Source organism: Streptomyces sp. YS415, from assembly GCF_023544665.1.
Taxonomy (GTDB): Bacteria; Actinomycetota; Actinomycetes; order Streptomycetales; family Streptomycetaceae; genus Streptomyces.
On record NZ_JAMJFL010000002.1, the window covers coordinates 1 to 19,200 of the forward strand.

General features: G+C 71.0%; 18 protein-coding genes. 14 read left to right on the plus strand and 4 right to left on the minus strand.

All coding sequences use genetic code 11. The features are described from left to right. Positions 1-56: 56 nt before the first annotated feature. From M8H82_RS02915 to M8H82_RS02950, 8 genes are all read left to right on the plus strand, one after another. Complete coding sequence (locus M8H82_RS02915) at positions 57-701, plus strand: HAD family phosphatase (RefSeq protein WP_250070761.1); 645 nt, start codon at positions 57-59, stop codon at positions 699-701. A gap of 27 nt (positions 702-728) precedes the next feature. Next, on the plus strand, positions 729-1,991 hold the full coding sequence (locus M8H82_RS02920) for an MFS transporter (RefSeq protein WP_374211621.1): 1,263 nt from the start codon (positions 729-731) through the stop codon (positions 1,989-1,991). Further along, a complete protein-coding gene (locus tag M8H82_RS02925) occupies positions 1,942-3,117 on the plus strand; it encodes an acetoin utilization protein AcuC (RefSeq protein WP_250070763.1) in 1,176 nt (391 codons plus the stop codon). The genes M8H82_RS02920 and M8H82_RS02925 overlap by 50 nt, the downstream gene beginning before the upstream one ends. A 116-nt stretch (positions 3,118-3,233) precedes the next feature. Further along, positions 3,234-4,049, plus strand: a complete 816-nt coding sequence (locus M8H82_RS02930) for a phosphatase (RefSeq protein WP_250070764.1) — start codon at positions 3,234-3,236, stop codon at positions 4,047-4,049. Positions 4,050-4,178: 129 nt separating this feature from the next. Further along, positions 4,179-4,391 carry a helix-turn-helix domain-containing protein gene (locus tag M8H82_RS02935; protein ID WP_004984898.1) on the plus strand — a complete coding sequence of 71 codons (213 nt, stop codon included), beginning with the start codon at positions 4,179-4,181 and terminating at the stop codon, positions 4,389-4,391. A 157-nt stretch (positions 4,392-4,548) separates the two neighbouring features. After that, positions 4,549-4,647 carry a 30S ribosomal protein bS22 gene (locus M8H82_RS02940; RefSeq protein ID WP_003948845.1) on the plus strand — a complete coding sequence of 33 codons (99 nt, stop codon included), beginning with the start codon at positions 4,549-4,551 and terminating at the stop codon, positions 4,645-4,647. Between the two features lie 287 nt (positions 4,648-4,934). Further along, entirely contained in the window at positions 4,935-5,996 is a 1,062-nt protein-coding gene (locus M8H82_RS02945) for an NAD-dependent epimerase/dehydratase family protein (protein WP_250070765.1), read from the plus strand. Between the two features lie 14 nt (positions 5,997-6,010). Then, on the plus strand, positions 6,011-7,063 hold the full coding sequence (locus M8H82_RS02950; protein WP_250070766.1) for a lysophospholipid acyltransferase family protein: 1,053 nt from the start codon (positions 6,011-6,013) through the stop codon (positions 7,061-7,063). 90 nt (positions 7,064-7,153) lie between these two features. Here M8H82_RS02950 and M8H82_RS02955 read toward each other — a convergent pair whose 3' ends face one another. The 3 genes from M8H82_RS02955 to M8H82_RS02965 form a co-directional block, all read right to left on the minus strand. After that, on the minus strand, positions 7,154-8,389 hold the full coding sequence (locus tag M8H82_RS02955) for a DUF5667 domain-containing protein (protein ID WP_250070767.1): 1,236 nt from the start codon (positions 8,387-8,389) through the stop codon (positions 7,154-7,156). 233 nt (positions 8,390-8,622) lie between these two features. Next, positions 8,623-9,396, minus strand: coding sequence for an ECF subfamily RNA polymerase sigma factor, BldN family (locus M8H82_RS02960; RefSeq protein ID WP_250070768.1), 774 nt, complete (start codon positions 9,394-9,396; stop codon positions 8,623-8,625). A 390-nt stretch (positions 9,397-9,786) separates the two neighbouring features. After that, entirely contained in the window at positions 9,787-10,692 is a 906-nt protein-coding gene (locus tag M8H82_RS02965; RefSeq protein WP_250070769.1) for an HAD family phosphatase, read from the minus strand. 164 nt (positions 10,693-10,856) lie between these two features. Here M8H82_RS02965 and M8H82_RS02970 point away from each other — a divergent pair, with 164 nt between their 5' ends. The 5 genes from M8H82_RS02970 to M8H82_RS02990 all read left to right on the plus strand — a co-directional run bounded on the left by M8H82_RS02970 (position 10,857) and on the right by M8H82_RS02990 (position 16,479). Continuing rightward, entirely contained in the window at positions 10,857-11,141 is a 285-nt protein-coding gene (locus tag M8H82_RS02970) for a glutaredoxin family protein (RefSeq protein WP_250070770.1), read from the plus strand. Positions 11,142-11,376: 235 nt separating this feature from the next. Beyond that, positions 11,377-12,141 (plus strand): redox-sensing transcriptional repressor Rex, encoded by a 765-nt coding sequence (locus M8H82_RS02975; protein WP_250070771.1) that lies wholly within the window; start codon positions 11,377-11,379, stop codon positions 12,139-12,141. Then, positions 12,138-13,826: a glutamyl-tRNA reductase gene (locus M8H82_RS02980; RefSeq protein ID WP_250070772.1), complete on the plus strand. Its 1,689-nt coding sequence runs from the start codon at positions 12,138-12,140 to the stop codon at positions 13,824-13,826. Before M8H82_RS02975 ends, M8H82_RS02980 begins: the two co-directional genes overlap by 4 nt. Further along, positions 13,823-14,782: a hydroxymethylbilane synthase gene (gene hemC, locus M8H82_RS02985; protein WP_250070773.1), complete on the plus strand. Its 960-nt coding sequence runs from the start codon at positions 13,823-13,825 to the stop codon at positions 14,780-14,782. Before M8H82_RS02980 ends, hemC begins: the two co-directional genes overlap by 4 nt. Next, positions 14,779-16,479: a uroporphyrinogen-III synthase gene (locus tag M8H82_RS02990; protein ID WP_250070774.1), complete on the plus strand. Its 1,701-nt coding sequence runs from the start codon at positions 14,779-14,781 to the stop codon at positions 16,477-16,479. Before hemC ends, M8H82_RS02990 begins: the two co-directional genes overlap by 4 nt. A 61-nt stretch (positions 16,480-16,540) precedes the next feature. Here the strand turns inward: M8H82_RS02990 and M8H82_RS02995 are convergent, their stop codons facing one another. Next, entirely contained in the window at positions 16,541-17,923 is a 1,383-nt protein-coding gene (locus M8H82_RS02995) for an FAD-binding oxidoreductase (protein WP_250070775.1), read from the minus strand. 274 nt (positions 17,924-18,197) lie between these two features. On the opposite strand from M8H82_RS02995, the gene hemB reads away from it, so the two are divergent. After that, a complete protein-coding gene (hemB, locus tag M8H82_RS03000) occupies positions 18,198-19,199 on the plus strand; it encodes a porphobilinogen synthase (protein WP_250070776.1) in 1,002 nt (333 codons plus the stop codon). Position 19,200: the final 1 nt, after the last annotated feature.

Sequence of the window (19,200 nt, forward strand, 5' to 3'; positions counted from 1 at the left end):
AGAACCCCCGTACCGTTTATTCGGTACGGGGGTTTTCTGCGTTTAGGCTCTTTGTCATGCGCTATGACCTCGTGATCTTCGACAACGACGGTGTGCTCGTCGACAGTGAGCCCATCTCCAACCGGCTGCTCGCCGCCTATCTCACCGAGCTGGGGCACCCGACCACCTACGAGGACTCGCTGCGCGAGTACATGGGCGCCGCCATGCATCGCGTACACGATCTGATCGAGGAGCGGACCGGGGAGCGGCTTCCGGGGGACTTCGACGATGTCTTTCACGCTCGGGTGTTCGCTGCCTTCGAGCGGGAGTTGAAGCCCGTGGCCGGAGCTGAGGGGGTGCTGGAGAAGCTGGCCGCGGACGGGGTTCCCTACTGTGTGGCCTCCTCCGGGAGTCATGAGCGGATTCGGGTGGGGCATCGGACGACCGGGCTGGCGCGGTGGTTCGAGGAGGAGCGGATATTCAGCTCGCAGGACGTCGGGCGGGGGAAGCCGGCGCCGGATCTGTTTCTGTACGCGGCCGAGCGGATGGGGGTCGCGCCGGAGCGGTGTGTGGTCGTGGAGGACAGTCCGCTGGGGGTGCGGGCTGCCGTCGCGGCCGGAATGGATGTCTACGGGTTCACCGCGATGACGCCCGCCTCGCGGCTGGCGGGTGCCACCGGACTCTTCGGCGCCATGGGGGAGTTGCGCGATCTGCTGGGCTGACCAAAGCTGAGGAGAACTCATCTTTGGCTGGATCTACCCACGAGTACGCCGGGGCCCTACGCTCCCGCCATGACTGATGTGCTGCGGCGCGGCAGGGCCTCGCTGGCGTTCAGCTTCTTCGCCCAGGGCGTCGCTTTCGCGCTGCTGGTGACCCGGATCCCGGCCATCCAGGACCGGTACGGGGTCTCCGACGCGCTGCTGCCGGTCTTCCTCGCCGCCGTGCCGATCCTCGCCGGGGTCGGGAGCGTGGCGACCGGGCGGCTGGTGAAGCGGGTGCCGCCCAGCAGGGTGCTGCGGTGGTCCCAGCCGGTGGTGTTCCTGGCGCTGCTCGGGGTCGCCGCCGGGGACCGGATGCTTGCGCTGGCCCTGGCGCTCGGGGCGTTCGGGCTTGCGGTGGGGGCGCTGGACGCCTCCATGAACATGCTCGGGGTGAGTCTGCAGCGGTCGTACGGGCGCAGCATCATGCTCAGTTTCCATGCCGCGTACAGCCTGGGCGGGATTCTGGGGGCCTCGCTGGCGTGGGCGGGGGCGCACTGGGATCTCGCGCTGTTCGTGTCGTATCTGCCGGTCGTGGTCGTGCTGCTGCCTGCCGCCTTCGCGGGGAGCCGGTGGTACGCCGACGGGGAGCCGGCCGCGGCGGTGCGGGAGGAGGCTGCGCAGGGGTCCGCGGCCGGCGTCGGGTTCAAGGTGCTGTTGCCGTTGTGTCTGGTGATGACCTTCGCGTACATCGGGGACTCCACGGTCTCCAACTGGAGTGCGAAGTATCTCCAGGACGTGCTGGGGAGCAGTGAGCAGCTCGCGACCGTGCCGTATGCCGTCTACATGGTGACGACGCTGCTGGGGCGGTCCCTCGGGGACTTCGGGGTGCGGCGGTTCGGGGCCGTGGCGGTGGTGCGCGGTGGGACGGTGGTCGCGGCGGGTGGGTTCGCCGTCGTGGCCGTGGCGCCCGGGGCGTGGGTCGGGATGCTCGGATTCACCTTGGTGGGGCTGGGGTTGTGCGTGTTGGTGCCGCAGACCTTCGCCGCGGCGGGGCGGTTGTTCCCGGGGGCGTCCGACGCGGCCGTTGCGCGGCTGAATGTGTTCAACTATGTCGGTTTTCTGGTTGGTTCGCCGTTGGTGGGCGCCTTGGGGGATGCGTGGAGTTATCGCGGGGCGATGCTTGTGCCGATGGTGTTGGTGGTGGTGACGCTCGTGTATGCCCGGTCGTTCGACGCTCAACCGGACCGATACGGTGGCGGGCATGAGCGGGCGCGCACAGCTGATGTGGGACGAGGCAGTAACGGGCTATGACTTCGGTCCGGAGCATCCGATGGATCCGGTCCGGCTCGCTCTGACCCGGGGACTGGTCGAGGCCTTCGGGCTCGACCGGGACGTGGATGTGGTCGCGGCGAAGGCGGCGGGGGAGTCGACCTTGCGGCTCGTGCACCGGGAGGACTACATCGCGGCCGTGAAGGCGGCGTCGGTGGAGCCGCGGGCCGCGGACGGGTCGTACGGGCTGGGGACGCTCGACGATCCGGCGTTCGCGGGGATGCACGAGGTCTCGGCGCTGATCGCGGGGCAGTCGGTGGGGGCCGCTGAGGCGGTGTGGCGGGGGGATGCGCTGCACGCGGTGAACTTCGCGGGTGGGCTGCATCATGCGATGCCCGGGGGAGCGTCGGGATTCTGCATCTACAACGACGCGTCGGTGGCCATCGCGCGGTTGCTGGAGCTGGGCGCCGAGCGGGTCGCGTACGTGGACGTGGACGTGCACCACGGGGACGGAGTGCAGGCCGCCTTCTGGGAGGACCCGCGGGTTCTGACGATCTCCCTGCACGAGCATCCGCGGACCCTGTTCCCGCAGACCGGGTGGCCGGAGGAGACCGGGGCGGCGGGGGAGGCCGAGGGGTCCGCCGTGAATGTGGCGTTGCCGGCGGGGACCGGGGACGCGGGGTGGCTGCGGGCGTTTCATTCGGTGGTGCCGGAGTTGATCGCCGATTTTCGGCCGCAGGTGTTGGTGACGCAGCACGGGGCGGACACGCACTTCGAGGATCCGCTGGCGCATCTGGCGGTGTCGTTGGACGCGCAGCGGGCTGTGCAGGTCGCCTGCCACGAGCTGGCGCACGAGTACGCCGATGGGCGCTGGGTGGCGCTCGGGGGTGGCGGGTACGCGGTGGTGGATGTGGTGCCGCGGTCGTGGACGCATCTGGTGGGGATCGCGGCGGGGCGGGAGATCGCGCCGGAGGCCATGATCCCTGAGGGATGGCGGCAGGAAGTGTTCGCTCGTACGCGGCAGTTGGCGCCGGCGCGGATGACGGACGGGCGGTGGCCGGTGCAGTGGGAGGCCTGGGAGGCGGGGTACGACCCTGCGGATCGGCTGGACCAGGCTGTGCTGGCGGCTCGGCGGGCGGTGTTTCCGTTGCGGGGGCTGCTGCCGTAGAGGTTGAAGGGGGCCTCGTCCTCGGACGCCGGACGGGCTGAAAACGCTTACGCCGACCGTGGGAAGTTCCGCTGTTCCGGTCCTCCCGTGGGGGATCGTGCGTCAGCATCGCTCCCGTGTTGTCCATCGGTGCTCTGCGAGCTCATCTGGTCGCTGCTCGGCTGGCGGGGGTGGTGGCCACCTCGCGGGAGGCGAGTCTGCGGAGTTATCGGCTCTTCGCCGCCCGGGACCCGAGGGTTCTGCTCGGGATTGACCCGCAATGTTCCTGGGAGGCCCGGGAATTGGTCGCACTCATGGCCGACAAATGCGGGGTTTCCGCTGATCCCTCGCGCGTGGACGGGCATGATGTGATCGATCCGGCCCGAACGGTTGCCGCTCTCGACTCCTTCGCCGCCCGGATCGCGGCCGTCGCTCAGCGCAGCGGCCCCGTGCTGATCGGCACCGGACATCCGCATCGACTGCTCGGTTTCTACGTCGCTTTGGCGGACGCTCTGTCGGCGGCAGGCTGTGTTGTCCTCACACCGGCGCAGGGTCGCTGTGTCGACATAACGACCCGGTTCGGTCTACGCACGTACAACCTGGACTACGTACGAGGAGTCGCGCTCGTGCGGGAACCGGGCCGCTTGAGCTCCGGTTGTGAGACCGGCGCACACACGCACTCGCCCCTCCCGGTTCGTACCGCGCTGGCCGCTGCGGCCGAGGCCGGAGGGCCGTTGCCGGAGCTGGTCATCGGGGATCACGGCTGGGTCTGCGGAGCAGGTCAGCTGGGGTTTGAGGCCATTGGTCTCGCCGATACCGATGACCCCGCGCTCTTCGTGGGGGAGGCCGAGGGGACCGTGTCCGTCGTCGTTCCACTTGATGACGCTGTGCGGTCTGATTACTACCGGCCGCTTACCCGCTACGTACTCAATCGAGCGTGTCTGTCACAGTAGGCCGCCGATGGGTGCACCTCTTCCCCACTCGCATCACCCGCCCCTACATTGGGGAGTGAGCACGCAACGACGAAGAGTCACCGGAAGGGGAAGCCGGTGGCCGTCGAGTGCGGAAGGTTCAGGTGTGTCATGGCTGCAGCTGGCGAGAGGCCTCTGAACGAGGTTCAGTTCCTTACCGTGGCGGAAGTCGCCTCGGTGATGCGAGTGTCGAAGATGACCGTGTACCGGCTGGTGCACAGCGGTCATCTGCCCGCGATCCGGGTGGGGCGGTCCTTCCGCGTCCCCGAGCAAGCGGTGCACGAGTACCTCCGCGAGAGTTATGTGGGGGTGGAAACAGCCTGATGGCACGGGGTCCGGGGGGATCCTCAGGGCACCACCGGATCTCCCCCGTCCACCTCGATTACGACCTCAGCGCTCGGGCGGGTAGGCTAGCCCCTCGTAGGTCGTGTGGGCCCATGGCGCCCAAACACCGAGTGATGAGAAGTGAGCGAGGGTAGTCGTGGGCTCTGTTATCAAGAAGCGGCGCAAGCGGATGGCCAAGAAGAAGCACCGCAAGCTGCTCAAGCGCACGCGCGTTCAGCGTCGTAACAAGAAGTAGGTTCGCGACGCGAGCCGCGAGAGCGTATGTGTGGCCCCCCACCGGATCCGGTGGGGGGCCACGCGCGTTTCCCGGGCCGGTGTGCGGCGGACCGGACCCTGTGCGTAGGCCCGGCCGCCGGGATGGCTTGGTCTGTTCGTACGTCCGGGGGTGCCGTCACTTCGCGCAGCGGGTGGTCATCACAGGGCGACACCGACCCGCTAAGTTGGCGGCACACGGGGAACCCGGCAGGGTAACGAGCAGCGGTACATCAGGTCTGGACGATTCCTGGAAGGAAGGCGCTGATCTTGGGCAAGGTCGTGCTCGTGACCGGAGTGGCCCGTCAACTGGGGGGCCGGTTCGTACGACGGATCCAGCGTGACCCAGGGGTCGACCGGGTCGTCGGCGTGGACGCGATCCCGCCCGAGCATCATCTGGGCGGTGCGGACTTCATCCAGGCCGACATCCGGCAGGCCGGCATAGCGCGGGTCCTGGCCGAGACGGGCGCCGACACGGTCGTACACCTGGATGTGACGGGCACGGCGCTCGGCACCAGCAGCCGGACCGCGGTCAAGGAGACCAACGTCATCGGCACCATGCAGCTGCTCGGGGCCTGCCAGAAGTCGCCGACCGTGCAGCGGCTGGTGGTGAAGTCCAGTACGAACGTCTACGGGTCGGCGCCGCGCGATCCCGCCGTGTTCACCGAGACCACCCCGCCCAAGTCCCTGCCGAGCGGCGGGTTCGCCAAGGACACCGTCGAGGTCGAGGGCTATGTGCGCGGCTTCGCCCGGCGGCGGCCGGACGTCGCGGTCTGCGTGCTGCGGTTCGCCAACATCCTCGGCCCGACAGCGGACTCGCCCCTCGCGGCGTACTTCTCGCTGCCCGTGCTGCCGACCGTGTTCGGCTACGACCCGCGGCTGCAGTTCGTGCACGAGGACGATGTGATCGAGGTGCTGCGGATCGGCTCGCACGAACCCGAGCGCGGCACTCTCAACAGCGGCACCTTCAATATCGCCGGTGACGGAGTCCTGCTGCTGTCGCAGTGCGCGCGACGGCTCGGCCGGCCCACCGTGCCCCTGCTGCTGCCCGCCGTCACCTGGGCCGGCTCGCTGGTGCGCACGCTCGGCATGACGGACTTCTCGCCCGAACAGATCCGGCTGCTCACCCACGGCCGGGTCGTGTCCACGGACCAGATGCGCGAGACGCTCGGCTTCCGGCCGAAGTACACCACCGCGGAGACCTTCGCGGACTTCGCGCGCAGCCGCGGACCCGGACTGCTCCCGCCGGAGGCCCTCGCGGGGGCCGTCGACCGGATCGCCGCGCTGTCCCTCGAGGGCAGCGGTCACCCCCCGACGCAGAGCGCCAACTGAGGAGCGCATCAACGATGGCGGACGCCAAGGTCATTCCGTTCGACGACGACCGGTCCCGCGCGGGCGCCGTACAGCGGCCGCCGCGGCGCCGGAGCACGGGGAACCGGCGCACCGGCGCGGACCCCGCGCTGGTGCGTGAGGTCCGTGAGGTCCAGCCCCTGCCCGACCCGGCGGCCGCGCAGGATGATGTCCAGGTGACTGAAGAGAAGCAGGAGCCGCAGGACGGCGGCGGCCTGGAGCGGCGCCTCGCGGGCGGTCTGTCCTTTCTGCGCCGCCGCCTCACCGGGGACTACGAGGTCGACGACTTCGGCTACGACGAGGAGCTGACCGACCAGGTCCTGATGTCGCTGCTGCGCCCGGTGTACGAGAAGTACTTCCGGGTCGAGGTGAAGGGCGTGGAGAACATCCCGTCCGAGGGCGGCGCCCTGATCGTCGCCAACCACTCCGGCACCCTGCCGCTGGACGGCTTGATGATGCAGGTCGCCGTCCACGACAACCACCCCGCCGGGCGTCATCTGCGGCTGCTCGCCGCGGACCTGGTCTTCATGCTGCCGGTGGTCAACGAACTCGCCCGCAAGCTCGGCCACACCCTGGCCTGCGCGGAGGACGCCGAACGCCTCCTCGGCCAGGGCGAGCTCGTCGGGGTGATGCCGGAGGGCTTCAAGGGCATCGGCAAGCCCTTCAGCGAGCGCTACAAGCTCCAGCGCTTCGGCCGCGGCGGCTTCGTCTCCACGGCGCTGCGCCAGGGCGCCCCGATCATCCCGTGCTCGATCGTGGGCGCGGAGGAGATCTACCCGATGATCGGCAACGCCAAGACGCTGGCCCGGGTCCTCGGATTCCCGTACTTCCCGCTGACCCCGACCTTCCCCTGGCTCGGCCCGCTCGGCGCGATCCCGCTGCCGACGAAGTGGACGATCCAGTTCGGCGAGCCGATCCTCACGGACGGCTATCCGATGGAGGCGGCCGAGGACCCGATGCTGATGTTCAACCTGACGGACCAGGTCAGGGAGCAGATCCAGCACACCCTCTACAAGCTGCTGGTGCAGCGCAGGTCGGTCTTCTTCTGAGCCCTGCCGCAGACGGGCGGACCGAAGAAACGTTTATACGGCAACGGGGGCGCCCTTCCTGAGAAGGGCGCCCCCGATCCGCGTGGCCGGCTAGTCCGCGTCCTCGCCCTCGATGCCGAGCCCGGGGAGCAGGCCCGGGAGGAGCGGCGGGAGGGTGACATCCGGCTCCGGCACCGGCGGGGTGCTGGTCGACGGAGTCGTACTGCCCGCGCTGTCCTTCGGCGGGTCGAGCAGGCCGCCGGTGTTTCCGCCGAGCAGGCCGTCGTCCTCGCTGCCGGAACTCGCGGACCTGCTGGGGCCGCCGCTGCTGGACTGGCGGCCGTCGGAGGCGGTGTTGCCGCTGCTGGGGGCCGCGGAGCGGTCCGTGCCGGACGTGCCGGTGGAGGCCGCGCCGGAACCGCCCTGCCGGGGGCCGGAGCCGCCGCCCTTGGCGGGGGGCTCGGGCAGCAGGGACTGCAGCGGGGCCACCTCTTCGTCTATGGCGTCGAAGACCGACGACACCCGCTCGCCGACGTCGCCGAGCTGCACGGGGAGCCGGTCGCGCAGGGCGCCCCAGGTGTCGCGGTGCGAGCGGGAGAACGCGGACAGCGCCTGCATGGGGCCGAGCGAGTCCGGGTCGGCCGCGTACGCCGCGGAGAGCAGCCGGTGGCCCTCCGAGGCGTCGTGGTGCATCCCGGACAGGGCGCGGCGGATCTCGCCGAGGGACTCGTGGTCGAGGTGGCCGCCGCGGTCGCGCTCCATCAGCCGGCGCGCTTCGCTGAGCCGGGTGGAGGCCTGGTCGAGGAAGACCTGGCCGCGCTCGCTGTCGCCGTCGGTGAGACCGCGCTTGAAGTCCTCGATGCCGCGCTTGAGGCCGTAGAGCGAGTCACCGGGCAGGGCGTCACCGCTGGCGGCGGCGACTCCGCCGAAGGCGCCGGCGGCGACCCCGACGCTGAGACCGCCCGCGGCCAGGCCCTTGGTGAGCCGGGAACGCGGGCGCAGTTTGCCGAGCGGGCTCGCCCGATGGGCGCCCCGGGCCCGATGGGAGCGCTGCTCGGGTACGGCGGAATCCGCCCCGCCGCCCGCGCCCTCCAGGAGCATGGCCTCCATCGCGGCCACGAGCTGGGCCCGCTGGACGACCTTGACCTCCGGATCCATCTCCGGCTTGGGCAGTTCGCCGAGACCCGAGGCGAGGGCCAGCAGGCGACCCGCCTCGGTCTGTTCCGCAGCAGCCGGGGCCGGTGCCGGTCCTTCGGACTGCTCGGCCGCCGTGCCCCGGTCGGACTGCTCCTCCAGGGCCAGGGCGAAGGCGTTCGCCCGCCGGTGCGCCGATACGTTCGCGATCACTGGCGGCACCTCCTCTCGTCATGACGGTCGACTCCCCAGGGGGTCCTGAGGGTTGCACGACCCGACCACATCCACCCGATCGTGTGATCGGCGGCGGCCGGGTAGTGACCACAGGGAGCCTGCATCCCGCACAACGAGCGTCGCGGCACTTGGGTTACGGACGGCGGATGATCGGATCGGGGAGTCAACGGACTTTCACCGAAAGCAAGTTGGTTATTACTGAGCGTATGCGGTCAGCGGGCGTCATCCGGCAGGAGCCGGGCGAGGGTGCGGACGGCGCGGTACTGGAGGGTCTTGATGGCCCCTTCGTTCTTGCCCATGACGCGGGCGGTCTCGGCGACGGAGAGGCCCTGGAGGAAGCGGAGCGTGACGCACTCCTGCTGCTGCGGATTGAGCCGCCGGACGGCGTCCAGCAGGGCCGCGTTGGACAGCGACTCCAGCACCGAGTCCTCGGGGGAGCGCTCGACCTCGTTGGCGTCGAGCATCTCGCCGGTGGTGACCTCCAGCCGGAAGCGGCTGGACTTGAAGTGGTCGGCGACGAGATTGCGGGCGATGGTGACGAGCCAGGCGCCGAAGTCACGGCCCTGCCAGGTGAAGGTGCCGATCCGCCGGAGGGCGCGCAGAAAGGTCTCGCTCGTAAGGTCCTCGGCGGTGGCCTTTCCGCCCACGCGGTAATAGATGTACCGGTAGACAGTGTCGCTGTACTGGTCGTAGAGACGCCCGAAGGCGTCGGCCTCGCCGGCCTGTGCGCGTTCGACGAGATCCATCATGCGGGCGCTGTCGCTGTCAGCGGCCGGACGCCGGGCGGTCGTGGCACCGGTCGAACGCCCCCGTCTGCCGACGGCGGGTCCGCCGTCGGCGAGCGCGTAGCACGGCCCGACGGGGGTGGCGGCTACGGCAAGGGTGGGGACGGCGTACGCGGTGGGGACGAAGCCGCGCAACAGGTCTTGGACCGTTGCGCGCAGCGTAGCCAGGCCCGAGGCGTCAACCCCGACGTGTGGGTACACGGGACTCCCAGAGGCAGAGCTTCCATCACGTGCAGTACGGGACCGTTCACCCGTCGTAGCGACGGAGGGGTACCGGATTGCGTCTGAGGAGAATAACGCTTCGTACAGGCACTGCTACACCCAGTTGCTCAAATCATCGATTACGTCGCTTCTGTAACCGAATGAGGCCCGTTCAAGTGCCGCACTCTGATCGTTTGTTGATCAGGTGAGGGCGTATTCCGGTCAGGGCCGGGGTGTGTTGTGGCCGTGTGCAGCCAAGGGGGCTGGACAGGGGGTCGAGGGGGTACGGCCTTGCGATTGGCCTGGTTCCGTCGGCGCGGGGTGGTGGTGATCAGAGGTGGGCGCGGTCGGGCGCGGTCCGGTCGGCCGCAGACCCGGATGCGGGCCGGTTCAGCGGCGGCGGCGGGAGATGGCGATCGCCGCGGCCGTGCCGCCGGCCACCGCGCCGACTCCGGCCGCCGCGGGGATGCCGACCTTGGCGGCCTTGCGGCCCGTCCGGTAGTCGCGCAGGCGCCAGTCCAGTTCACGGGCGTGCCTGCGGAGCTTCGCGTCCGGGTTGATCGCGTAGGGGTGACCCACCAGGGACAGCATCGGGATGTCGTTGTGGCTGTCGCTGTAGGCCGCGCAGCGGGTCAGGTCCAGGCCCTCCGCCGTCGCCAGCGCCCGTACCGCCTCCGCCTTCGCCGGGCCGTGCAGGGGTTCCCCGACCAGCTTGCCCGTGTAGACGCCGTCCACCGACTCCGCCACCGTGCCGAGGGCGCCGGTCAGGCCCAGTCGGCGGGCGATCACCTGGGCGATCTCCACCGGTGCCGCCGTGACCAGCCACACCTTCTGGCCCGCGTCCAGGTGGGCCTGTGCCAGCGCCCGGGTCCCCGGCCAGATCCGCTCGGCCATGTACTCGTCGTAGATCTCCTCGCCGATCGACATCAGCTCGGAGACCCGGTGGCCCTTGACGATCGACAGCGCCGAGTCGCGCGCCTCCTGCATGTGCTCCGGATCCTCGACGCCGGCCAGCCGGAACCACGCCTGCTGCCAGGCGAAGCGGGCCAGGTCGCGGGTCTCGAAGAACTTCCGCTTGTGCAGGCCGCGGCCGAAGTGGAACAGGGCGGCGCCCTGCATCACGGTGTTGTCCAGGTCGAAGAAGGCCGCCGCCCGGTCGTCCCCGAGCACGGGGAACGCCGGTTCCTCCTCCGGGGGGACCAACTTGCGCGCGGCCTCCGCCGAGGCCTCGCCTGCCAACACGCTCCGCGCCGTGGCGGAGCGCCTACGGGGAGTGAGCCATCCGAGAGCGGCCATGGCGTGAGCATAGCCATTTTGTTCGGTGGTTCCGGAGTCGCGAGGTTGGGAGGCTGTGAACTCTCCGCGACCGTGTCGTTAAAGAAGTCGTCCCCGCGGCGGCCACCCTCCCCGGGCTCCCGCGCCGTTCCACGGCTGTCCCGCCCGTCCCGCCGCGGGCGAGAATGGCTGACATGAGTCCACTCTTCCGCCGCAAGGCCGTGGCACCCCAGGACCGGCTCGTCACTCTCGTCCGCAAGCCGGGCTGCCATCTGTGTGATGACGCACAGATCGTCATCGAGAAGGTCTGCGGTGATCTGGGGGTCCCGTGGGAACAGAAGGACATCACCCAGGACCCCCAACTCCACGACCAGTACTGGGAACAGATCCCCGTCGTGCTCGTCGACGGAGAGCAGCACACGTTCTGGCGGGTGAGCGAGGAGCGCCTGCGCAAGGCACTGACCGACTAGTCCAACTCGTCCGGCCGGTCGCTTAGGATCGATGGAGAGTTGGTCTTGGGGGCGAGATTGATGAGGGAAGTGTGCGGTTTTGCCTCCGAGACAGACGCGCGTGACCCCGGTCACGTTGGCCGGGCAAATCGGACACCATCTTTGTGCACGCGTTCACAAAGACATAGCCTGCATTCGACGGGGCGGTCTGGGGACGCATGACCGCCTACAGCCCCGCTCTACCCGCAGGAGCACCGTGGCAACTGGCCGAACTCACCGACCGGCGACCCGTAGCCGAGGGATTCCCGAGGCCACCGTCGCCCGGCTTCCGCTGTACCTCCGCGCGCTGACCGGACTCTCCGAGCGTTCGGTACCCACGGTGTCCTCCGAGGAACTCGCGGCCGCGGCGGGGGTCAACTCCGCGAAGCTGCGCAAGGACTTCTCCTACCTGGGCTCCTACGGGACGCGTGGCGTGGGCTACGACGTCGAGTATCTCGTGTACCAGATCTCCCGCGAGCTGGGGCTGACCCAGGACTGGCCGGTTGTGATCGTCGGTATCGGAAACCTCGGCGCCGCGCTGGCCAACTACGGCGGCTTCGCCTCGCGCGGCTTCCGGGTCGCGGCGCTGATCGACGCCGATCCCGCGATGGCCGGGAAGCCCGTCGCCGGGATCCCGGTGCAGCACACCGACGAGCTCGAGAAGATCATCGACGACAACGGCGTGTCCATCGGGGTCATCGCCACCCCCGCCGGTGCCGCCCAGCAGGTGTGCGACCGGCTGGTCGCCGCCGGGGTCACCTCCATCCTGAACTTCGCGCCGACCGTGCTGAACGTCCCCGAGGGCGTCGACGTGCGCAAGGTCGACCTCTCCATCGAGCTGCAGATCCTCGCCTTCCACGAGCAGCGCAAGGCCGGCGAGGAAGCCGCGGCGGCCGACGGCGCCGGTGCGGTGCCCGCGGTCCGCGCTGAGTCCGGCGACAAGGGACCCGACGGGGACGTACCCGCCGTGATGCCGGCATGAGCCTTCTCGTCGTGGGGTTGAGCCACCGCAGCGCCCCGGTCAGCGTGCTGGAGCGGGCCGCGCTGAGCGCGGACGCCCAGATCAAGCTGGTCCAGGACACGGTTGCCGCCGAGCCGGCCACCGAGGCCGCGGTGCTCGCCACCTGCAACCGGATCGAGCTGTACGCCGACGTGGACAAGTTCCACGCCGGTGTCGCCGAGCTGTCCACCCTGCTCGCCCAGCACAGCGGGGTGGGGCTGGACGAGCTCACGCCCTATCTCTACGTGCACTACGAGGACCGGGCCGTCCACCATCTGTTCTCGGTGGCCTGCGGGCTGGACTCCATGGTCGTCGGCGAGGGGCAGATCCTCGGGCAGATCAAGGACTCGCTGGCCCGGGCGCAGGACCTGCACACCGCGGGGCGCCTGCTGAACGACCTGTTCCAGCAGGCCCTGCGAGTCGGCAAGCGGGCCCACTCCGAGACCGGCATCGACCGCGCCGGGCAGTCCCTGGTCACCTTCGGACTCGAGCAGCTCTCCGGCGGTACGGCCGTGCAGGACTGGGTGCGCGGGAAGAAGGCGCTGGTCATCGGCGCCGGGTCGATGTCCTCGCTGGCCGCGGCGACGCTGGCGCGGGCCGGGGTGGCCGAGATCGTGATCGCGAACCGTACGGCCGACCGGGCCGAGCGGCTCGCCGAGATCCTGAACGAGGGCGCGGCCGGGCTCGCCCGCGCGGTGCCGATGAACGCGGTGCCCGACGAACTGACACGTGCCGATGTCACGGTGTCCTGCACCGGGGCGACCGGACTCGTGCTGGCCGCGGAGACGATCGCGGCGGCGCTCTCGGGCCGGGGGCCCCTCGCCTGGCCCGGCACCGACGAGGCGCCGGCCTCCGCCGCGGCGGACGCCACCCCCGCCGTACGCCAGCCTGCGGGCGTCGCCGTCGAGGAGAACTGCCCGCTCGACCTGCCCGCCGTCCGGGCCACCGCCGGTTTCTCCGTGCTCGGGGAAGCCGCCGTGGCCGGGATGGGGGCCGCCGAGCTGGAGCAGCACGCCGCCTGGGTGGACAACGCCCCGCGTCCGCAGAGCACCCCCGACGAGGCCGAGGCCATCGCCGCGCTCGCGGCTGCCGCGGCCACCGTCGGACGGATCCCCGAGCGCCGCAGGCCCGAGCGGGTCGCCGAGCCCGCGCGGCCCGAGCCCGTGCTGTACCTGCTCGACCTCGCGATGCCGCGGGACATCGACGCGGCCGTGCACCGGCTGGCCGGAGTGCGGCTGGTGGACATCGAGTCGCTCGCCGACGCCTCGGCGGACGCTCCGATGGCCGCCGACGTCGACCAGGTGCGCCGTATCGTCTCCGACGAGGTCGCCGCCTTCGGGGCGGCGCTGCGGGCCGCGCACATCACCCCGACCGTGGTCGCGCTGCGCACCATGGCCGCGGATGTCGTCGCCGGGGAGATCGCCCGGCTCGAAGGGCGGCTGCCGGGCATGGACGACAGGCACCGCAGCGAGATCACCCAGACCGTGAAGCGCGTCGTGGACAAGCTCCTGCACGCGCCGACCGTACGGGTCAAGCAGCTCGCGGCCGAACCCGGCGGCGCCGGGTACGCGGACGCACTGCGGACCCTGTTCGACCTCGACCCCGAGACGGTGGCCGCCGTCTCCCGGGCCGAGGACAGCACCGAGAAGGACCGAGGGCCGGCATGAAAGACAAGGCACTGAGGCTCGGGACCCGGCGCAGCAAGCTGGCCATGGCCCAGTCCGGGCAGGTGGCGGATGCCGTGAGCCAGGCGACCGGCAGGCCCGTGGAGCTCGTCGAGATCACCACGTACGGGGATGTGTCGCGGGAGAACCTCGCGCAGATCGGCGGCACGGGCGTGTTCGTCACCGCGCTGCGCGAGGCGCTGCTGCGCGGCGAGGTCGACTTCGCGGTGCACTCGCTGAAGGACCTGCCCACCGGGCAGCCCGAGGACCTGGCGCTGGCCGCCATCCCGGTGCGCGAGGACCCGCGGGACGTGATCGTCGCCCGGGACGCGCTGAAGTTCACCGACCTGCCGCGCGGGGCGCGCATCGGTACGGGTTCGCCGCGCCGCATGGCGCAGCTGAACGCGTATGCGCGCAGCCACGGGCTGGACATCGAGACGGTGCCGATCCGCGGCAACGTCGACACGCGGATCGGGTTCGTGCGGGACGGGGCGCTGGACGCCGTCGTGCTCGCCGCCGCCGGTCTGAACCGCATCGGCCGCAGCGACGAGGTGACCGACTTCCTCTCGGTCGACACAGTTTTGCCCGCCCCCGGCCAGGGGGCCCTGGCGATCGAGTGCTCCGCGGACAACGCGGACCTGATCGCCGCGCTCGGTGAGCTCGACGACCCGTTCACGCGGGTCGCCGTGACTGCCGAACGGTCCCTGCTCGCCGCCCTGGAGGCCGGCTGCTCCGCCCCTGTGGGCGCGCTGGCCGACCTGCTGGGCGACGGGCAGATTGTCAAGGAGATGCGCCTGCGGGGCGTCGTCGGCACGACCGACGGCTCTCGTACGGTGCAGCTGTCCACCACCGGTCCCGTGCCCGAGACGCACGACCATGCGCTGGCACTCGGTCGCGAACTCGCCGCCGAGATGCTTGCCCAGGGCGCGGCCGGTCTGATGGGGGAGCGAGCACAGTGAGCCCCACCGCCCTTTCCGCCGGCCTGGAACACGGTCACGTCACCTTCCTCGGTGCCGGACCCGGGGATCCGGGGTTGCTGACTCTGCGCGCCGTCGAGGCGCTGGCGAACGCGGACGTCCTCGTCGCCGAGCACGAGGTGCTCGAGGTCGTCCGGGTGCACGCCAGGTCAGGCGTGTCCGTCGTGAACACGGATCCGTCCTCGGACCCCGTTCCGGGCACAGGCACGCCTCAGCTCGCGGTCGTTGACGGTACGTCAACAACCGCTGGTGCACCCGCTGTGCGGGATGCCGCACATCTTGTCATGGAGGCCGCACGGGGCGGCAGGCGGGTCGTGCGTGCGGTGTCCGGGGACCCCGGGCTCGACGCCTACGCCGCCGAGGAGATGCTGGCGTGCGCCGCGGCGGGGGTGCCCTTCGAGGTCGTCCCCGGTGTCGCGGCCGCGGTCGGTGTGCCCGCCTACGCCGGAGTGCCGCTGCGCGACGCGCAGGGCGCGGACGTGCGGTTCGTGGACGCGCGCACGGCGTCCGACCGGTGCTGGACGGAGGTGGGCGCCTCCGACGGCACGGTGGTCGTCTCGACGACCCTCGACTCCGTCGCCGCGGCCGCCGGTGAGCTGGTGGCGGCCGGGCGCAAGCCCGATACGCCGCTGACGGTCACGGTCGCCGGTACGACCACTCGTCAGCGGACCTGGACCGCCACGCTCGGCACCATCGCGCAGACGCTGAAGCAGGCCAAGGTGCTGCCCTCGCCGGAGGGCGGGCGGCAAGTCATAGCCGTGGTCGGTGAGCGTTCCGCAGCCGCCCAGCGCGACCAGCTGTCGTGGTTCGAGTCCAAGCCGCTCTTCGGCTGGCGAGTGCTCGTGCCGCGCACCAAGGAGCAGGCGGCTTCGCTCTCCGACCAGCTTCGGTCCTACGGGGCCGTGCCGCACGAGGTGCCGACCATCGCCGTCGAGCCGCCGCGCACGCCCCAGCAGATGGAGCGCGCGGTCAAGGGGCTGGTGACCGGGCGGTACGAGTGGATCGCCTTCACCTCGGTGAACGCGGTCAAGGCGGTGCGGGAGAAGTTCGAGGAGTACGGGCTCGACGCGCGGGCCTTCGCCGGGATCAAGGTCGCGGCGGTGGGCGAGCAGACGGCCAAGGCGTTGATCGCCTTCGGCGTGAAGCCGGATCTGGTGCCGTCCGGGGAGCAGTCGGCCGCGGGCCTGCTGGAGGACTGGCCGCCGTACGACCCGGTCTTCGACCCGATCGACCGGGTGTTCCTGCCGCGGGCCGACATCGCCACGGAGACGCTGGTCGCCGGGCTGATCGAGCTCGGCTGGGAGGTGGACGACGTCACGGCCTACCGGACCGTGCGGGCGTCGCCGCCGCCGGCGGAGACGCGGGAGGCGATCAAGGGGGGTGGCTTCGACGCCGTTCTCTTCACGTCGTCCTCCACGGTGCGCAACCTGGTCGGGATCGCCGGCAAGCCGCACAACGTGACCGTGATCGCGTGCATCGGTCCCGCCACGGCGAAGACCGCCGAGGAGCACGGGCTGCGGGTGGACGTGATGGCTCCGGAGCCGTCCGTGCACAAGCTGGCCGAGGCGCTGGCGGACTTCGGCGCCAGGCGCAGGGCCGCGGCCGTCGAGGCGGGGGACGCGGTGACCCGGCCGAGCGAGCGGCGGCCGGGGGCGCGGCGCAGGCGTACGACGACCTGAAGGTGACGGTCGGCTGGGGCGGCACCGGACCGGTGCCGCCCCAGTGGCATGTCCGGCGCCGTTACTGGGTGACGGTGTGGCCGTAGCGGAGCAGGTTGGCCGGGTCGTACGTCTTCTTGGCCGTGCGCAGGCGGGTGAGGACCTCCGGGGTCCAGGCCCGGGCCCGGTCCTCGGCGTCGCCGGGGGTGCCGTGGATGTTGACCATGGTGAGGCCGGTGCCGTACGGGGCCATGGCGCGGTGCAGGGAGGCCGTGGCCCGCTCTATCGCCTCCGCCGCCGGCGGGGCGGCCAGCACGCCCACCGCTTCGAGGAGGAAGCCGGCGTCCCGCGCGCAGATCGCGTCCTCGGTGCGGGCCGGGCGGGACAGGGCGCCGCCCATGTGGCGCAGGCCGACCGCCAGCAGGGGGTAGTCGGCTGCCTGCGGGCCGGCCTCGTCGAGGAAGGCGCGGATCGCCTCCGCCGGGAGTTCGCGCAGCAGGCTGCACGATTCGCGGGCGGGGAGCGGGTCCTGGGGCTCCATGTAGATGCGGTCGAGCGCCGCGTACGGCATCTCCTCGACCAGGTCGACGGCTACCGGGGCGGCCTCGCGGAGCGGTGCCAGCAGGGCTTCTCCCTCGGCGGGGTCCGCGGTCCAGGCCACCGCGACGCGGGCCCAGAAGCCGCCGCGCAGGGGTTCGGGGATCTGCGGGATCGGGGGCAGGCGCAGCAGGGTGAACGCGCTGCACATGGTCTCCGGGACGTGCTTGATCCACTCCGCCCAGGCGGTCATGAGGGGTTCGGCGTGCTGGGCCTCGCAGTAGATTCCGCCGCCGAGGAGGGTGGGCAGTTCGAGCAGGCCGCAGGTCATGGAGGTGACCACGCCCACGTTTCCCTTGCCGCCCTTCAGGGCCCAGAACAGCTCCGGTTCGTGGGTGGCGTCCGTTTCGTGCAGGGTGCCGTCCGGGGTGACCACCTGGAAGCTGTGGACCAGGTCGGCCGCGTAGCCGTAGGTGCGGCCCAGGACGGGCAGGCCGCCGCCGAGGGTGTAGCCGATGGCTCCCGCGTCGGTGGCGGAGCCGCTGAGGGCGGCGAGGCCGTGGGGGGTGGCTGCGTCCAGGACGTGTCGCCACTTGGCGCCCGCGGAGACTGTCGCGGTGCGGGTCTCCGGGTCGACCGTCACGTCTGTCATGCGGGCGGTGTTGATGAGCAGGCCGTGGTCGATGGGGAAGTTGGCGCCGTGACCGGTGGCCTGGACGGCCACGGGTGTGTGCGTGGCCGAGGCCCAGCGGAGGGCGGTGACGATGTCGTGGGGGCTGGTGGCTCCTACGACCACGTCCGGGGCGTGGAGGGCGGCGAGGTTGAAGCCGGTGACTTCGTCGCCGTAGCCGGGGTCGCGGGGGCGCAGGACTGGGCCCTGGATCTCCGAGAGGGCGAAGAGGTCGGGGGTGGGGTGGGGAGCGGTCATGGGGTCCTCCGTCGGGGGGCGTACGGAGGGACGGCGGCGGTCGGGGGCGGCCGTCGGGGTCCTGGGTGCGCTTGTTCTTCCAGGATGACTGGTGGGGGTGGGGTGTGCAGGTTGGCGGCCGGGGGTGGGTTGGTTCGGGATGCTCGTCGGTTCGGGGGGTGCCGGGCTGAGGTGAGGTGGGTTTTGCTGCGCCCGCGCCGGGGGTGCCTCCCCGGAGTGGAGGCCGACATTGCGTCGGCATCGGGGGGGTCGGGGCGGGCGTAGCGTAGGTGGTATGACGACGTATGGATCTTTTCCGGGGACTCGGCCCCGGCGGTTGCGGGGTTCCGCTGTCATGCGGCGGATGGTTGCCGAGACCCGGTTGCATCCGGCCGACTTCATCCTTCCGGCCTTCGTGCGGGAAGGGGTCGGTGAGCCTGTTCCGATCGCCGCCATGCCGGGCGTCGTGCAGCACACCCGGGACAGTCTGAAGAAGGCGGCCGCCGAGGCCGTCGCCGTCGGGATCTCCGGGATCATGCTCTTCGGCGTGCCCGAGGAGAGCAAGAAGGACGCCCTCGGGACCCCCGGGACCGACCCCGACGGCATCCTGCAGGTCGCCCTGCGGGACGTGCGCGCCGAGGTCGGCGACGACCTGCTCGTGATGTCCGACCTGTGTCTCGACGAGACCACCGACCACGGACACTGCGGGGTGCTCGACGACCAGGGGCGCGTCGACAACGACGCCACCCTCGAGCGGTACGCCGAGATGGCTCAGGTCCAGGCCGACGCCGGCGCCCATGTCGTCGGGCCCAGCGGGATGATGGACGGGCAGATCGGGGTCGTCCGGGACGCCCTGGACCAGATCGGCCGGGAGGACGTCGCCATCCTCGCCTACACCGCCAAGTACGCGTCCGCCTTCTACGGCCCCTTCCGCGAGGCCGTCGGCTCCTCCCTCCAGGGCGACCGCAAGACCTATCAGCAGGACCCCGCCAACGCCCGGGAGTCCCTGCGGGAGTTGGCCCTCGATCTCGAGGAGGGGGCCGACATGGTGATGGTCAAGCCCGCCGGGCCCTACCTCGACATCCTCGCGCGCGTCGCGGATGCCGTGGACGTGCCCGTGGCCGCCTACCAGATCTCCGGCGAGTACTCCATGGTCGAGGCCGCCGCCGAGAAGGGCTGGATCGACCGGGATCGAGCCATTCTGGAGACGCTCACCGGGATCAAGCGGGCCGGGGCGCGGAACATCCTCACCTACTGGGCCGTCGAAGCGGCCCAGAAGCTGCAGGAGCGTCAGTAGC

Excerpts from the sequence above, each read along its gene's own strand:
- M8H82_RS02935 (WP_004984898.1), top strand. The coding sequence starts at position 4,179 with ATGGCTGCAGCTGGCGAGAGGCCTCTGAACGAGGTTCAGTTCCTTACC.
- M8H82_RS02980 (WP_250070772.1), top strand. The coding sequence starts at position 12,138 with ATGAGCCTTCTCGTCGTGGGGTTGAGCCACCGCAGCGCCCCGGTCAGC.
- hemC (WP_250070773.1), top strand. The coding sequence starts at position 13,823 with ATGAAAGACAAGGCACTGAGGCTCGGGACCCGGCGCAGCAAGCTGGCC.
- M8H82_RS02965 (WP_250070769.1), bottom strand. The coding sequence starts at position 10,692 with ATGGCCGCTCTCGGATGGCTCACTCCCCGTAGGCGCTCCGCCACGGCG.
- M8H82_RS02970 (WP_250070770.1), top strand. The coding sequence starts at position 10,857 with ATGGCTGACATGAGTCCACTCTTCCGCCGCAAGGCCGTGGCACCCCAG.
- M8H82_RS02995 (WP_250070775.1), bottom strand. The coding sequence starts at position 17,923 with ATGACCGCTCCCCACCCCACCCCCGACCTCTTCGCCCTCTCGGAGATC.
- hemB (WP_250070776.1), top strand. The coding sequence starts at position 18,198 with ATGACGACGTATGGATCTTTTCCGGGGACTCGGCCCCGGCGGTTGCGG.
- M8H82_RS02915 (WP_250070761.1), top strand. The coding sequence starts at position 57 with ATGCGCTATGACCTCGTGATCTTCGACAACGACGGTGTGCTCGTCGAC.
- M8H82_RS02950 (WP_250070766.1), top strand. The coding sequence starts at position 6,011 with ATGGCGGACGCCAAGGTCATTCCGTTCGACGACGACCGGTCCCGCGCG.
- M8H82_RS02925 (WP_250070763.1), top strand. The coding sequence starts at position 1,942 with ATGAGCGGGCGCGCACAGCTGATGTGGGACGAGGCAGTAACGGGCTAT.